Source organism: Methylobacterium sp. 22177, assembly GCF_052045615.1.
Lineage (GTDB): Bacteria > Pseudomonadota > Alphaproteobacteria > Rhizobiales > Beijerinckiaceae > Methylobacterium > Methylobacterium radiotolerans.
Genome location: NZ_JBQEPK010000011.1, coordinates 76,731 through 91,461 on the forward strand (window position 1 = coordinate 76,731; position 14,731 = coordinate 91,461).

Here is a 14,731-nt window from a genome sequence, read left to right on the forward strand (position 1 = left end):
AACATCGCCGGCCAGACCAACCTGCTGGCGCTCAACGCCACCATCGAGGCGGCCCGGGCCGGGGCCGCCGGCAAGGGCTTCGCGGTGGTGGCCTCCGAGGTCAAGGCGCTGGCCGAGCAGACCGCCAGGGCGACGCACGAGATCTCCGGCCAGATCGCGCAGATCCAGGCCTCGACCGGGCAGGCGGTCACGTCGATCGCCGGCATCACCGGCCGGATCCGCGAGATCAGCGGCGTGGCGACCTCGATCGCCGCCGCGGTCGAGCAGCAGGGTGCGGCGACCCAGGAGATCGTCCGCAACGTGGCGCAGGCCTCGACCGGCACCAGCGAGGTGACGGGCAACATGGCCGGGGTGGCGCAGGCGTCGGAGGAGACGGGGGCCGCGGCCGGCCAGGTCCTCGACGCGGCCTCGGAGCTGTCGCGGCAATCCGAGCATCTCGGCGCCGAGGTCGGCCGCTTCCTCGCGACCGTCCGCGCCGCCTGAGCGCGTCAGGGCCGGGTGCGCGACGACGCATCCGGACCCGCCGACGGGGCGGCCGGGGCCGCGAGCTTCAGCGCGTGGTCCCGGATGTCGGGGGGCCACGCCGCCATGCGGCCGGCGAAGCCCGCGCCGTCGCCGGCGAAGAGCGCCCGGATCACCTCCTCGAAACCGGGGCGATCGCCCGCCACGGCGGCGAGGAAGCGGTAGGCGGCCTCGCGGGCAGCCCGCACCCGGGCCTGTCCGTCATCCGTGCGCCGCGCCTCGTCGACGAGGCGCCGCAGCGCCTGCGAGGCGCCGCCGGGCTGCGCCGCGAGCCACTCCCACTGACGGGGGAGCAGCGTCACCTCGCGGGCGATCACGCCGAGCTTGGGGCGACCGCGGCCCCGCGCGGCGCCCTCGGAGTCGGGCCGGCTCACGCGACCGCTCGCGGCGGCGTCCGCCGTTTCGCGCCGGGCGAGCCGAGCGACGACGTCCGCCTCGGTGCCGCGCAGGTCGAGGTCGACGACGGAACCGGACCGATCGTCGAAGGTCAGGACCGGGTCGCCGCCCTCCGCCGCCAGCGCCTTCACGGCGAGCGCCACGTCGCGCAGGGCGCCGCTGGCGAGCCGCCGCGGGCCCACGAAGGCGGTGAAGGTCGGCCGTCCCTCGTCCGAAACGGCAGACCCGTCCGAGCCCTGCCCGAGCCTGTCCTGGTCCATTATTTTACCCGGGTAATATTGCCTGCGTCCGTGCTCTTCGATAGCATCGCTGCCGGAGTGAGAGGACGTCCGATGCCGAGAGAGGCCCGGAAGGCGGCCGTGAACGCCTACAAGGATCGCGCGGTCGAGGCCGGCATCTACGCGATCCGCTGCGCGGCCACCGGCGAGACCTGGGTCGGCGGAGCCCCCGACCTGCCGGCCATCAGGAATCGCCTCTGGTTCACCCTGCGCCTGGGCACGAACACGCATCGCACGCTCCAGGACGCCTGGAACCGACACGGCGCCGACGCCTTCGCGTTCGAGATCGTCGAGCGGCTGGACGAGGAGGCGAGCGGCTACGTCAGGGACCGGGCGATGAAGGAGCACCTGACCCAATGGGCGGACCGCCTGGGGGCGGTCCGGATATGAGCGCGCCGGACGCGTCGGGGCACCTGCCGGCCAACGGCGTCACCCTGGCCTATGACTGCTTCGGCGACGCGGCCGCCGAGACGATCCTCCTGATCGCCGGTCTCGGGACGCAGATGATCCGCTGGACCGAGGCCTTCTGCCGGGCGCTGGCGGAGCGCGGCTTCCGGGTCGTGCGGTTCGACAACCGCGATTCGGGGCGCTCGACCGCCTTCACCGCGCACGGCGCCACGGACTTCGCGGCCTTGTCGGCGGCGCTGGCCGAAGGTCGGCGGCCGGACCTCGCCTACACGCTGGCCGACATGGCGCAGGACGCGGTCGGGCTGCTCGATGCCCTGTCGGTCCGCCGCGCCCACGTCGTCGGCCGCTCCATGGGCGGCATGATCGCCCAGATCCTGGCGAGCGAGCATCCCGCGCGGGTTGGATCCCTCACCGCGATCATGTCGAGCACGGGCAACCCGGGCCTGCCCCCGGCCGCGCCCGACGCGATGGCCCTGATGATGCGGCCCGCCCCCGACCCGTCGCTGGACGAGGCGGGCTTCGTCGCGCAGGCCGTCGCCGTCGCCCGGCGGCTGGCCGGTCGGTCCGACCCTCTGGACGAGGCGGCGTACCGGGCACTCATCCGCGCGGAGCTGCGCCGCGGCTACGTCCCGGGCGGCTTCGGACGGCAGCTCGCCGCGCTGGTCCTCGCGGGCGACCGACGCGCCCGGTTGGCGGCGATCCGCGCGCCGACCCTCGTGGTGCACGGGACCGAGGACCCCCTGTTCCCGCTCGCCTGCGGGCAGGACATTGCCGACTCGATCCCCGGCGCGGCCTGGCTGCCCATCCAGGGGATGGGACACGACCTGCCGCCGTCGCTGCACGGTCCCATCGCCGAAGCGATCGCGCGAACCGCGCGCCGCGCGACCCCGTCGGTGCCGGGCGAACAGCCGGCCATCGATCCGGGGCGCGGCGCGTGACGGCTCGGCCGCGGCGGTCCCGGTCGCATCAGCCGCCGCTGCGCGAGGCGCGGTAGTCGCGCGGCGTCAGGCCGTAGGCCTCCCGGAAGGCACGGCTGAGCTGGGCGCTGCTCCCGAAGCCGTAGACCTCCCCGATCTCGCCGATCGACCGCGGCTCCAGCGGATTGTCGAGGGCGGCCCGCACGGCCGCGAGGCGCTGCCGCGCGCGGTAGCGTGCCACCCCGCCTTCCGGTTCGAACAGGCGGTAGAGCTGGGAGCGCGATATGCCGAGCGCCCGCGCCATCGCGTCGATCCGGGGCGGCGCGGCGAGCTGGCCGCGGATGAGCCGCTTCGCGGTCCTGAGCCGGGCGGCCTCGAGCGGTGCGGCCGCGCGGGCCGCCCCGTCCAGGCTCGGGCGCGCGCAGGCCGCGACCATGTGGAGCGTGGCCTGGGCGATATGGGCCGCGTCGGTCGCGGTGATCGCGTCGCTGTGCGCCGCCAGGCTCCGGATGTGGTCGGCGAGGAGGTGGCCCGCGCCGCCGGACAGGATCAGCCCGTGCATCGCGTCCTCGTCCGGCAGCACGGTCGCGATCGCGGCGCGCGAGACCGCCAGGATCAGCGAGTCCGTTTCCGGAACCCGGCTGCGGCGGTACGGCTGCGACAGGTCGTTGAGGCTGACCGCGCCCGCCGGAACCTCCACCACGCCCCGTTCGGTCTCGACGCTGTAGGCGTGCCGGCTCAGGTGCAGGACGAAGCCGTCCTGTCCGTCGCGCCGGATCTGGGACCGGGACCGCGCGGGCCCCTGCGGCGCGGCGTTCATGACGCGCAGGGCCATCGGGCCGATCAGCGTCGTCTCGATCCGGCCCGTGAAGCCGTGCGGATCGGCGTCGAGGTCGTGGGCCGAGAACAGCGCCCGCCACGCGGCGAACCGGTCGCGCTCCGGCAGGGCATCCGTGGTGAAGAGGGACCGGGGTACGAAGTTCACGGCGGGACCGACGACCGAGGGTTGGCGATTTTACCTTACGTTGCGCATCCGGCCAGTCCCTATCGGACACAATCTACGATCGCTTGCAGCCGGCCCCGGCGGGGCGGCCGCGGGGGCCCCTGATTTACCGCGCGACCGCGGTGGCGCGGGTGCGCGAAGGCCCCGGAGCCGCACGGGCTTGCATGAAACATAACGCGTTATATAAAACGGGCTCGGGAGGACCACATGCCCGCAGACATCCTCGACGATCTCGGACCGCTGTTCCTGGGCAGCCGTCTGAAGCGTCTCGCAGACCGCTTCCAGGCCGACGCCGCCCGGATCCTGCGGGACGAGGGGCTCGGTATCCAGCCGGCCCAGTTCCCGATGCTCGCCGCCATCGACCGTTACGGCCCGCTGACCATCGGCGACGCCGCCGCCGTCCTCGGCGTCAGCCAGCCGGCGGCCACGCGCACGGCGGCCAGCCTCGTCGAGCTCGGACTGCTCGACGAGACGCGGTCGGGTGCGGACCTTCGCCAGAAAGCCCTGTCGCTCAGCGGCGCGGGCGAGGCCCTGATGGCGCGCGCCAAGGGCGCGCTCTGGCCGCGCGTCGACAGGGCCGTCGCGGGCCTGTGCGCCGGGCTGTCGGGGCCCCTGCTGGATCAGATCGCCGCGCTGGAGCGCAGGCTCGACGCCGTCCCGTTCGCGGCCCGCATCCGTGAGGACGACGCGGCCGGCGACGCCGCGACGGGCCTGACGATCCGGGACTACACGGACGCGCTGGCGGGCCGCTTCCGCGACATCAACGCCGAGTGGATCGAGGCGATGTTCGCGCTGGAGGAGAACGACCGCCGGATCCTGTCCGATCCCCGCGGCCAGATCCTGGACCGCGGCGGGCTCATCCTCTTCGTGGAGTCGGCGGATCTCGGCATCGTCGGCACCTGCGCGCTGATGCGGACGGATGCGGGCTGCTACGAGCTGACCAAGATGGCCGTGTCCGCGCGGGCCCGGGGCCGCAAGGCCGGCGAGCACCTGCTGCGGGCGGTGCTGGCCCGCGCCGCGGCGATGGAGATCGAGACGCTCTACCTGCTCACCAACACCCGGTGCGAGGCCGCCGTGCACCTGTACGAGAAGGTCGGGTTCCGGCACGATCCGGAGATCATGGACCGGTTCGGCCGGCGCTATGCCCGCTGCAACGTGGCCATGCGCTACCCCCTGTGACACCGCCGGCCCGGGGCTACCATTCCCCGCGTCCCGGCTCGCGCCCTCGGCTCGGCGGCAGAGGATCCGCAGACGTCCTGGCCCGCGGACGGTGTCGCTCTGCCGTCGGCCGCGGGCCCCGGCGTCAGACGGCCGCCTCCGGGACCGGCGCGCGCCCCGCGCGGTCCGACGCCAGGCGGACGACCTGATCGCCGTCGCGGACCGAGGTCATCCGGTGGGTGACTGCCACGATCGTCAGCCGGTCGGCCTGCCCACGCAGGCCGTCCATGACCTGGCGCTCCGTCTCCGCGTCCAGCGCCGAGCTGGCCTCGTCCAGGACGAGGACGCTCGGATCCGCGTAGAGGGCGCGGGCGATCGCGATCCTCTGCCGCTCGCCGCCCGACAGCTTCAGGCCGCGCTCGCCCACCACCGTCTCGAAACCCTCCGGCATGGCCTCGACGCGCGCCAGGATCGACGCCCGCTCGGCGGCCGCCCGCAGGCGCGCGGCGTCGAACGGGCGCCCCAGCACGATGTTGACCGCCAGGGTGTCGTTGAGGAGCATCACGTCCTGGGGCACGACGCCGACATGGGCGAACCAGTCGCCGCTGCGCACCCGGGCGAGGTCGACGCCGTCGACCAGGATCCGCCCCTCGGTCGGGGCGAGCCCCTTGAGCAGCATCTTCAGGACGGTGGATTTGCCCGATCCGGTCTCGCCGACGAGGAAGGTGGGCCTGCCGCGGCGGGCGGTGAAGCTCAGGTCGGCGACGCCGCGCCCGTTCGGGTAGCGGAAGCCGACCGCCTCGAACGCGATCGTCCCCTCCGCCCCCCGGTAGGGGAGCGGATCGGACGGTTCGGCCTCCTCGGGCGCGGCCCACATCCGGGCCAGCGGGCGGAAACGGGCGGCGGCCTCCGCGGTCTCCTTGATCGCCATGCCGACGAGGTGGAACGGTTCGCTGAGCTGGATCAGCATCGTGTTGAACAGCACGATGTCGCCGACCGACAGCAGCCCGGCCTCGTAGCGCGGGAGGAGCATCAGGAACGTCACGGCCAGCTGCAGCGCGGCCGCGGCCCCGAGGGCGCCGCTGAACACGCCGCTCGCCAGCGCGAACCGGCGCCAGTTCGCGTACGCGTCCGCGGCCCCGGCTGCGAAGCGCGCGCTGATCCAGGCCTCGCCGCGGGTCTGGCGGAGCGTGTCGATGAGGGTGATGGCGTTGCCGACGAGCCGCGCGTTCTCCTGGCCGCGCTCCATGGCGGCGTCCAGAAAGGGCCGCACGCGCCCGATGCGGAGGTAGTCCAGGCCGATCACGACGGCCCCGTAGACGAGCACGATCGCAGCCGTCTCCCAGTTCAGGAGGCTGCCGAGGAGTGCGGCCCCGACGCCGATCTGCACGGCGCCCGGCAGGAGCCCGCCGATCGCGAGCTGCGTGACGACGTTGAGGGTCCGGGCGCCTTCCTGTCGGGCGCTGCCGACCTCCGCGGGGTTGTGGTCGAGGAAGAAGGCCGGGGTCTTGCGCAGAAGGCGGGCGAAGAAGGCAGCGTTGGCGATGACGCCGAGGCGCTCGGCGGACAGGAAGGCCATGAAGCGGGCGGCCTGACCGCACGCTCTCGCGACCCCGTAGAGGACCGCGTAGAGCAGCAGCAGATGCAGGGCCGCCGCGGTGTCCGGCCCGCGCGCGAGCGCGTCGACGGCGCGGGAGAACAGGTAGGGGGCCGACACCGCCGCCACGGCGCCCGCGAGGGTGGCGGCCAGGACCAGCAGGATCGTCCAGCGCGCCTCGTGCCAGTAGGCGCGGAGAAGGGAGCGGAGAATCGGCGCCATCGCTGCGGGGGTTCGTTTCCGGCGCCGGACAGGATCGTCGGTGCGCGCGGCCTCGTCTACCCGGGCGTCGCGCGGCTGCCCGGCCCGGCACGATCGGGAACGGCAGGATCCCGCGGCGGTGGGACCGCGGACCGCGGATCCGGTCGGACCGCAACAACGGGGACGAAGCCCGGGCGATGTGCAGCGAGCCGCTCCAGGCTGGGGAGGCTCACGGCACAGTAGACGTCAGATCCCGCACAAGAGTGGAGATGCGCGCCCAGACGAGACGCTGGACGCGATGTCCGGGACGAGGCCCGGGCCGCCGAGCGACCGGGCCGGGAGCGAGGGGCCCTGCCTCGGGCGTCGCGACCGGCCACGCCCGCGCTCAGTTGCAGCCGTCGCAGATGCTGCGCTCGATCTTGTTGAGCCGGGCGCGCTCGCGCTCCTGCACGGCGGGCGGCGGCACTTCGCCCGGGCCGAGGGACGTGCCGGGGGGCTTGGTCACACCGAGGCTGTTGGTGTTCGGCGCCGTGATCGTCGAGGCCGGGCCGCCGCCCGTGCCGGTCTGGTCGGGCGCCAGGCCCTGGGCCGCGAGCGTGGCGGGCACGGCCAGGCTCAGCAAGGCCAGGCCCGCGGAGCGGAAGAGGGTTCGGGTCATTGTACCTCCCGTCATCGAGCGCGCGTGAAGCAACCTGGCAGTATCCGTCGCCTGGCGGAACCGCCTTCGTCCGATCGTGAGCCGGACGGCTCCACTATCCCCCGTAATCCGACTGGCCGATAGAGTCCCCATGGCGATCGGCGTGATCGGATCTTTGCCCAGGCTGGCCGCCGACCCGGGCGACCTGAACTGGTCATCTCGATCATCCCGCGAGATCTGGGCGGACGGCTCTTAGCCAGTCTCTAATAAATTTTAGCGAAGTATTTACAAGAACAGGATCGGGTCTCGTCGGGACCGGGAGGCGGGAGGCGTTCATGTGCGTCGCGTGTGATTGGGCGCCCCACTTCCAGGCCTTCGGCGGACACGCCGTCAATCGGCGCGCGGTGCTGCGGTCGGGCGCTGCCATGACCGCGACGGCCCTGGCGCTGGACCGCGTCCCGACGGGCGCCCGCGCCGGACAGGGGAGCGGCCGCGCGGCCGCGGCGGAGCCGGCCGACGTCGTGTTCCACAACGGTCCCGTCTACACGGTGGCGGGACCGGCCCCCTGGGCCGAAGCGGTCGCGGTCCGCGGCAACACCATCGTCCATGTAGGGGACGCGGCCGGCGCGATGGCGCTGGCCGGCCCGGCCACGCAGGTGGTGGATCTCGAGGGCCGGCTGTTGATGCCCGGCTTCGTCGAGGGCCACACCCACCCGTTCCTCGGCGCGTTCCTGACGTCCGGGGTCGACCTGCAGCTCGACGACCTCGCCCAGGTCCTCGCGGCCATCGAGGCCCACGCGCGGGCGCATCCGACCGGACCGATCCGCGGCTTCGGGTGGCGCGTCGACATGTTCCCCCCGGAGGGCCCCAACCGGGCCGAACTCGACGCCATCCTGCCGGACCGGCCGGCCTTCTTCTTCGCCATCGACGGGCACAGCCTGTGGGCCAATTCCAGGGCGCTGGCGATGGCCGGCGTCGACCGGGACACGCCCGACCCGATCCCGCGCTTCAGCTACTACGCGCGCGACCAGAAGGGCGACCCCACCGGCTACGTGCTCGAGGTCAACGCGGTCCTCGAGCTGGTCAACGCCGTGGAGCCCATCAGCGTCGCCGCCATGGGCAGCCTGCTGGAGGGCTGGCTGCCCAAGGCCGCGGCCGCGGGCATCACCACGGTCTTCGACGCGGGCGTCCCGCCCGTCGGCAGCGATCAGGCCGCCATCATCGCGCTCTACGCGGTGGCCGAGAAGCGCGGCACGCTGCCGTTCCGCGTCTCCGCCTCCTACTCGGTGAAGTCGCTGCCGATCGACGACACGGTCGAGCAGTTCAACGCCGTGCGTCGGCAGGTCTCGAGCGAGTTCGTGCACGTCGACATCGTGAAGATCGTCGGCGACGGCTCGCAGGGCGGCTACACGGCGTGGCTGATCGAGCCCTACGCCGACCTGCCCGACTCGACCGGAGGGTCGCCCTTCACCGAGGCGCAGTGGCACGACCTCGTCGGCGCGGTCGACGCGGCGGGCTTCGACGTCCACGTCCACGCCTGCGGCGAGCGCACCGCCCGCGTCGCCCTCGACGCCATCGAGAAGGCCGTCGCGAACAACCCGGCCCGCGACCGGCGTCACGCCATCGCGCACCTGGTCTATGTCGAGGACAGCGACGCGCCCCGCTTCGCCCGGCTCGGCGTGACCGCGCAGTTCTCGGCCAACTGGTCGTCGGCCGATCCCGACACGCTGCAGAACATGATGGCGCGCTACGGCGCGCATCGGGCCAGCCGGATGTACCGGACCCGGACGATCCTGAGGCAGGGCGGGCGCGTCTCCTTCGGCACGGACTGGCCGGCGGCCGGCTACGTCTCGACCTACGAGCCCCTGAAGTCGATCCAGGTCGGCGTGACGCGCCAGCTGGTCGGCCGGCCGGACGCGCCCGTGCTGAGCCCGGCCGAGGAGCGCCTGACGGTCGCGGAGGCGATCCACGCCAACACGATGGGCGCCGCCTATCAGCTCCGCATGGACGACAGGATCGGGTCGGTCGAGGTGGGCAAGCGCGCCGACCTGATCGTCCTCGACCGCAACATCCTCGCGATCGATCCGCACGAGATCCACCGGACCGCGGTCGTCCTGACCATGATGGACGGCGTCGTGCGGCACCGGGCCTGAGGATCCGACCGCCGCTCAGGGGCTCGGCGCGGCGCCGGCGTCTGTCCCGCCCGGATCCGCGAGCCGGTCCGCCACCATCCGGCAGAACGCCTCGGCGGCCGGCGGCATCGTCCGCCCCGCCTTCTTGATCAGGCAGACCGGACGCTCGAACAGCGGGTCGTCGATCGCCCGCGAGCGGAGCAGGGGCTCGGCCCGGATCTCCCGCGCCGCGCCCGGGAGGATCGTCAGGCCGAGGCCGGCCCGGACCATGCTGACCGCGGTCATCATGTAGGTGGCCTCGCAGGCCACGCGGGGCAGCCGGCCCGAGCCGATGAAGGCGCGGTCGACGACCGCCCGCACGCTCGTGGCCGGATCCATCAGGATCAGGGGGTGCTCGGCGAGCGCCGCGATCGTGACCCGGGGCAGCGCGCCGATCGGGTGATCGGCGGGGTAGATCACGTGCAGGGCGTCGCGCGTCCTGTGCAGGACGCCGATCTCCGGATCGCGGACGTCGCCGCCGACGATGCCGAGATCCGCCTCCTCGCCGCGCACGAGGTCGAGCACCCGCTGCGCGATGACGTCCTTGATCCGGAAGGTCACGGCGGGGTGCTCGGCGCGGAAGCGGACGATCGCGTCGGACAGCACACTCGCCGCGAAGGACGGCAGCGTCGCGACGCGCACGACCCCGTGGCGCCTTGCCGCGAGGTCGCGGGTGTCGACCACCACCGCGTCGAGGTCGCGCAGCACACGCTGGAACACGGGCAGCAGGTCGCGGCCGAGCCGCGTCGGCGCGACGGTGCGGCTGGTCCGGTCGAGGAGCCGCGCGTCGAGCGTCTCCTCCAGGCGCCGGATCTGAACCGTCAGGGCGGGCTGCGACAGGTTCAGCAGGGCGGCGGCCCGGGTGAAGCTGCCGGCCTGGACGACCGACACGAAGGCCCGCACCTGCCGCAGGTTGAGATCCATAAACTCAGGCTATCGCTGCGATCCGATCTTTTCAATTGTGTCATGAAGTGTTCCGCCGTCTCCTGACCCGATACAGGCGCGGATCCGAACCGCGCCGGCGCCCAACGGGAGGAACGGATGCTGGCCCTGCTCGGCCTGTGCACGATCGCGCTGCTGCTCGCCGTCATCCTGACCAAGCGGATGTCGCCCCTCGTGGCGCTGATCGTCATCCCGGTCGCGGCCGCCCTGATCGGCGGGTTCGGGTTCGACACCGGCAAGTTCGTCCTCGCGGGCCTGCAGAGCCTCGCGGGCGTCGTCGGCATGTTCGTGTTCGCGATCCTGTTCTTCGGCATCGTCAGCGATGCCGGGATGCTCGACCCGATCATCGACCGGATCCTCGCCCGGGTCGGCACCCGCCCCACCCGGATCGTGCCCGGCACCACCCTGCTGGCGCTCCTGATCCACCTCGACGGGTCGGGTGCGGTGACGTTCCTGATCACCATCCCGGCGATGCTGCCGCTCTACGACCGCGTCGGCATCGACCGGCGCATCCTGGCCTGCGCCGCCTCGATGGCGGCCGGCGTGAACTTCCTGCCCTGGACCGGGCCGATGATCCGCGCCTCCGCCGCCCTGAAGCTGCCGATCCCCGAGATCTTCTCGCCCCTCGTGCCGGTTCAGGCGGTCGGCCTCGTCTTCATCTTCGCCGTCTCGTACTGGCTCGGCCTCCGGGAGGAGCGCCGTCTGGCCCACGTCCCCGGCGCCGCGGGGGCCGCCCCCGGCCCGGCCGCGACCGCCCGGATCCTGAGCGACGCGGAGCGGACCCTGCGCCGCCCCGACCGCTTCTGGATCAACCTCGTCCTCACGGCGGCGGTCCTGGGGACGATGGTCTTCCTGGCCGAGAAGGTGCCGCCGGCGCTGATGTTCATGCTCGGCACGGCGCTCGCGCTGGTCATCAACTACCCGCAGGTCGACGCCCAGCGGCAGCGGATCGACGCGCACGCCAGGGCCGCGATCCTGATGGCCTCGATCCTCCTCGCCGCCGGCGTGTTCACCGGGATCATGCAGGGCACCGGCATGCTCAGGGCCATGGCCCAGACGGCCGTCACCTTCGTGCCGCCGGAGATGGGGCGCCACATCCCGTTCGCGCTCGGCCTCGTGTCGATGCCCCTGTCGATGCTGTTCGACCCGGACTCGTTCTACTTCGGCGTCCTGCCGGTGGTGGCGGAGGTGGCCCACCAGCTCGGCGTCCCGCCGGTGCAGGTCGCCCAGGGGGCGCTGCTCGGCCAGATGACGACGGGCTTCCCCGTCAGCCCGCTGACGCCCGCGACCTTCCTGGTCTGCGGCCTGACCGGGATCGACCTCGCCGACCACCAGAAGTTCACCTTCCCGTTCCTGCTGGCGGCCTCGGTGGTGATGACCCTCACCTGCGTCGTCCTCGGGGTCTTCCCCCTCTGATCCCTCTGACAGCGGAGAGCGCGCCATGAGAATCGTCCGCCTCGGTGCCGGCGCGGGCTATGCCGGGGACCGCATCGAGCCCGCCGTCGAGCTCGCGGAGCGCGGCGACATCGACTACCTCGTGTTCGAGTGCCTCGCCGAGCGCACCATCGCGCTGGCGCAGCAGGCGAAGCTGCGCGACCCCGAGGGCGGCTACGACCCGCTGCTGGAGGCGCGGCTGCGGGCCGTGCTCGGGCCGTGCCGGGCTCGCGGCATCCGCGTCGTCACCAACATGGGCGCGGCCAACCCGGTCGCCGCCGCCCGGAAGGCCGGGGCGCTCGCGCGGGAGATGGGCCTCGCCGGCCTGCGGATCGCGGCGGTGACGGGCGACGACCTGCTCGACGCGGTGCGGGCCGGCGACTTCGTCCTGGAGGAGAGCGGCGAACCGGTCGCCAGCCTCGGCAACCGCATCGTCTCGGCGAACGCCTATCTCGGCGCGGCGCCGATCGTGGCCGCCCTCGCGGACGGCGCCGACGTGGTCATCACCGGCCGCGTCGGCGACCCGGCCCTGTTCCTGGCCCCCCTCGTGCACGCCTTCGGCTGGGCGATGGACGATTGGGAGCGCCTGGGCCGCGGCACCCTCGTGGGCCACCTCCTCGAATGCGCCGGCCAGATCACCGGCGGCTACTTCGCGGATCCCGGCTGCAAGGACGTCCCGGACCTCGCGCGCCTCGGCTTCCCCATCGGGATCGTGGCCGAGGACGGCACCGTCGAGATCGCGAAGGTCGCGGGCTCGGGCGGCCGGATCAGCCTCGCCACCTGCAAGGAGCAGCTGCTCTACGAGGTGCACGACCCGGCCCGCTACCTCCAGCCGGACGTGGTCGGCGACTTCTCCGGGGTCGAGATGGAGCAGGTCGGCCCCGACCGCGTCCGGGTGCGCGGCGCGACCGGCGCGCCCGCGACGGGCCTCCTGAAGGTCTCGGTCGGGTACGTCGATTCCTATATCGGCGAGGGGCAGATCTCCTACGCCGGACCCGGTGCCCTGGGCCGCGGCCGCCTCGCCCTGGCGGTGGTGCGCGAGCGCCTCGCCCTCACCGGCGTGGCGACGCGCGAGCTGCGCTGCGACCTGATCGGCGTCGACGCGCTCCACGGCGCGGCGCTGTCGGGCGGGCGCGAGCCCTACGAAGTCCGCCTGCGGGTCGCCGGGCGGACCGAGACCCACGCCGAGGCCGTGCGGATCGGCAACGAGGTCGAGACGCTCTACACCAACGGCCCGGCCGGCGGCGGCGGCGCCTGGAAATCGGCCCGCGAGGTGGTGGCGGTGCAGTCGGTCCTCGTCCCCGCCGCGCTCGCCCGGCCGCGCGTGCACGTCGTCGAAGCCTGAGAGCCGGGAGTCCCGAGGATGAAGCTGCGCGCGCTCGCCCATGCCCGCACGGGCGACAAGGGCAACACGTCGAACATCGCGCTGATCGCCTACGACGCGGCGGATTTCGAGCACCTCGCGGCGCACGTCACGGCCGAGCGGGTGCGGGAGCATTTCCGCGGGATCGTGACCGGCGGTGTGACCCGCTACGCGCTGCCGAAGATCGGGGCGCTGAACTTCGTGCTCACGGGCGCGCTCGGCGGCGGCGTCACCCGCTCCCTGGCCCTCGACGCGCACGGCAAGGGCCTCGGCTCCGCGCTCCTCGATCTGGACATCCCGGACCGGCCCGGAACCGGGGGCGCGCCGCTGCGGTGAGGCCGCCGGCCCGCCGCGCGATCCCGGGCCTCAGCGCCAGCCGAGCAGCACGAGGAAGCTCGAGAAGGTGAGGGCCGAGGCCATGAGGGTGAGAACGAGCGGATCCATCCCCATCGGCTAGCGGTCGGCCGCCGGCGCGGCCATCGGGCGTTCGGCCGCTGCGGCATGATCGCGGGCGGCCCGCGATCCGAGTTCGAACCACAGGCCGCCCACGACCGTTGACGGTCGTTCAGCGTGACCGTTCGAAGAGCCCAGATGGACCGCCCCCGCCGCGTCGGACTGCCCTGGTACGCCCCGGAGCAGTACCAAGCCCTGCGCACCAGCCTCGCGGACGGTGCCAAGCTGCCGCCCGACTACGAGACCTGGCGCATCGCCACGGAGCAGATGGAGCGGGAGGTGCAGCGCAGCGGCGTCGAGGTCGTGCGCGTGCCGATCGAGCCGGAGATCTTCGCGGCGTGGTGCGAGCGCGCCGGGCTCCCGCGGGATGCCGCGGCGCGCGCCCGGTACGCGGCCGCCGCGCTGGCGGCGGATTGGGCCGTCTGAGAGCGCCCCGAGCGGGGCGACGCGCGGAGGAGGCGGCCGCCGGGACTCCGCGCGGGCGCAGGTCCTCACCGACCGCACCGGCGCGCAACCGGATCGGACCGACGGCGCCTTGCGCGGGCGGCTCGGCCTGCTCCCTCGGCGCCCGTGGGCCGGCGTCGTGCGTGTCATCCAGCCGGGCCGTCCAGACCTTCGCGGCCGCCGACCGGAACGGCAACCCGTTCCTGCCGGCGCGGGACCACCCTGTTCGCCCGCGTCGCGCGCACCGGTTTCGGCGCCGCCGACCCGAGCCTCCAGGGGTGGCGCCCAGTTCAAGGGCCGCCCCGTCGGCGACCGTGTCTACTCTACAGTGCCTGCATCACGGTGAAGGGCTGCCGGTACGGCGAGCCGCGCACCGTGTCCGGAACGCCGACACACCGGTGGTGAGCGGTCCGCCGCACCCGCTCAGGGCGGCCGGTTGGGACAGAGCGGAAGCGCGGCCCGTCATGCCGCATGGGACGAAGGCCGCGCCGAATCCGGGGCCGGAGCCGCGTCGGGATCGGCGGAGGTACCATCCGGGAGGGCCCGCGCCCGGATCAGGCTTCGGCCATCGGGAAGGTCTCGGCGAGCGCGCATCGGAACGCGGTGCTCCAGAGGATGCTCCGTTGCGGCGCGCCTTGCATCGCGGACAATCAGCGCGCGGCACTCGGGCTTCATTCCCCCGCAGCGAAGGTGGCACCGAGTGACCAAGCCGGTCGGGCGAAGGAAGAAAATGCCGATTCATCAGCACCTTCGACGGTGCTGGCGGAGACGGAGGGATTCCATCGCCCAGCCGCCTAAGCCATTGTT

General features: G+C 73.3%; 14 protein-coding genes. 9 read left to right on the forward strand and 5 right to left on the reverse strand.

Going from position 1 to position 14,731, the window contains the following annotated elements; all coding sequences use genetic code 11:
* The coding region (locus ACTJK8_RS12860) for a methyl-accepting chemotaxis protein (protein WP_440762010.1) at nucleotides 1–483 on the forward strand (483 nt) is incomplete at its 5' end.
* A gap of 5 nt (nucleotides 484–488) precedes the next feature.
* Here the strand turns inward: ACTJK8_RS12860 and ACTJK8_RS12865 are convergent.
* Entirely contained in the window at nucleotides 489–1,178 is a 690-nt protein-coding gene (locus ACTJK8_RS12865) for a DUF2239 family protein (RefSeq protein WP_029360003.1), read from the reverse strand.
* Nucleotides 1,179–1,250: 72 nt separating this feature from the next.
* On the opposite strand from ACTJK8_RS12865, the gene ACTJK8_RS12870 reads away from it, so the two are divergent.
* Together ACTJK8_RS12870 and ACTJK8_RS12875 are read left to right on the forward strand one after the other, a co-directional pair.
* On the forward strand, nucleotides 1,251–1,586 hold the full coding sequence (locus ACTJK8_RS12870; RefSeq protein ID WP_440762011.1) for a GIY-YIG nuclease family protein: 336 nt from the start codon (nucleotides 1,251–1,253) through the stop codon (nucleotides 1,584–1,586).
* A complete protein-coding gene (locus ACTJK8_RS12875) occupies nucleotides 1,583–2,542 on the forward strand; it encodes an alpha/beta fold hydrolase (protein ID WP_012320984.1) in 960 nt (319 codons plus the stop codon). Before ACTJK8_RS12870 ends, ACTJK8_RS12875 begins: the two co-directional genes overlap by 4 nt.
* 28 nt (nucleotides 2,543–2,570) lie before the next feature.
* Here ACTJK8_RS12875 and ACTJK8_RS12880 read toward each other — a convergent pair whose 3' ends face one another.
* Entirely contained in the window at nucleotides 2,571–3,506 is a 936-nt protein-coding gene (locus ACTJK8_RS12880; RefSeq protein WP_029360002.1) for a helix-turn-helix domain-containing protein, read from the reverse strand.
* Between the two features lie 225 nt (nucleotides 3,507–3,731).
* Between ACTJK8_RS12880 and ACTJK8_RS12885 the strand changes: the two genes are divergently transcribed.
* Nucleotides 3,732–4,703: a bifunctional helix-turn-helix transcriptional regulator/GNAT family N-acetyltransferase gene (locus ACTJK8_RS12885; RefSeq protein ID WP_053621243.1), complete on the forward strand. Its 972-nt coding sequence runs from the start codon at nucleotides 3,732–3,734 to the stop codon at nucleotides 4,701–4,703.
* 124 nt (nucleotides 4,704–4,827) lie between these two features.
* Here the strand turns inward: ACTJK8_RS12885 and ACTJK8_RS12890 are convergent, their stop codons facing one another.
* The gene (locus ACTJK8_RS12890; RefSeq protein WP_440762012.1) at nucleotides 4,828–6,501 is read right to left on the reverse strand and encodes an ABC transporter ATP-binding protein; all 1,674 of its coding nucleotides are present in this window, start codon (nucleotides 6,499–6,501) and stop codon (nucleotides 4,828–4,830) included.
* Between the two features lie 364 nt (nucleotides 6,502–6,865).
* The gene (locus tag ACTJK8_RS12895) at nucleotides 6,866–7,138 is read right to left on the reverse strand and encodes a hypothetical protein (RefSeq protein WP_012320980.1); all 273 of its coding nucleotides are present in this window, start codon (nucleotides 7,136–7,138) and stop codon (nucleotides 6,866–6,868) included.
* Nucleotides 7,139–7,452: 314 nt separating this feature from the next.
* On the opposite strand from ACTJK8_RS12895, the gene ACTJK8_RS12900 reads away from it, so the two are divergent.
* Nucleotides 7,453–9,270, forward strand: coding sequence for an amidohydrolase (locus ACTJK8_RS12900; protein ID WP_440762013.1), 1,818 nt, complete (start codon nucleotides 7,453–7,455; stop codon nucleotides 9,268–9,270).
* A gap of 15 nt (nucleotides 9,271–9,285) precedes the next feature.
* On the opposite strand, the gene ACTJK8_RS12905 is transcribed toward ACTJK8_RS12900, so the two are convergent.
* On the reverse strand, nucleotides 9,286–10,212 hold the full coding sequence (locus ACTJK8_RS12905; protein WP_012320978.1) for a LysR family transcriptional regulator: 927 nt from the start codon (nucleotides 10,210–10,212) through the stop codon (nucleotides 9,286–9,288).
* A 117-nt stretch (nucleotides 10,213–10,329) separates the two neighbouring features.
* Here ACTJK8_RS12905 and ACTJK8_RS12910 point away from each other — a divergent pair, with 117 nt between their 5' ends.
* The 4 genes from ACTJK8_RS12910 (at nucleotide 10,330) to ACTJK8_RS12925 (ending at nucleotide 13,906) form a co-directional block, all read left to right on the forward strand.
* On the forward strand, nucleotides 10,330–11,646 hold the full coding sequence (locus tag ACTJK8_RS12910) for a CitMHS family transporter (protein ID WP_024829002.1): 1,317 nt from the start codon (nucleotides 10,330–10,332) through the stop codon (nucleotides 11,644–11,646).
* A 25-nt stretch (nucleotides 11,647–11,671) separates the two neighbouring features.
* A complete protein-coding gene (locus ACTJK8_RS12915; protein ID WP_440762014.1) occupies nucleotides 11,672–13,009 on the forward strand; it encodes an acyclic terpene utilization AtuA family protein in 1,338 nt (445 codons plus the stop codon).
* Between the two features lie 18 nt (nucleotides 13,010–13,027).
* Complete coding sequence (locus ACTJK8_RS12920; protein ID WP_440762015.1) at nucleotides 13,028–13,363, forward strand: AtuA-related protein; 336 nt, start codon at nucleotides 13,028–13,030, stop codon at nucleotides 13,361–13,363.
* A 255-nt stretch (nucleotides 13,364–13,618) separates the two neighbouring features.
* Nucleotides 13,619–13,906: a hypothetical protein gene (locus ACTJK8_RS12925; RefSeq protein ID WP_012320974.1), complete on the forward strand. Its 288-nt coding sequence runs from the start codon at nucleotides 13,619–13,621 to the stop codon at nucleotides 13,904–13,906.
* Nucleotides 13,907–14,731: the final 825 nt, after the last annotated feature.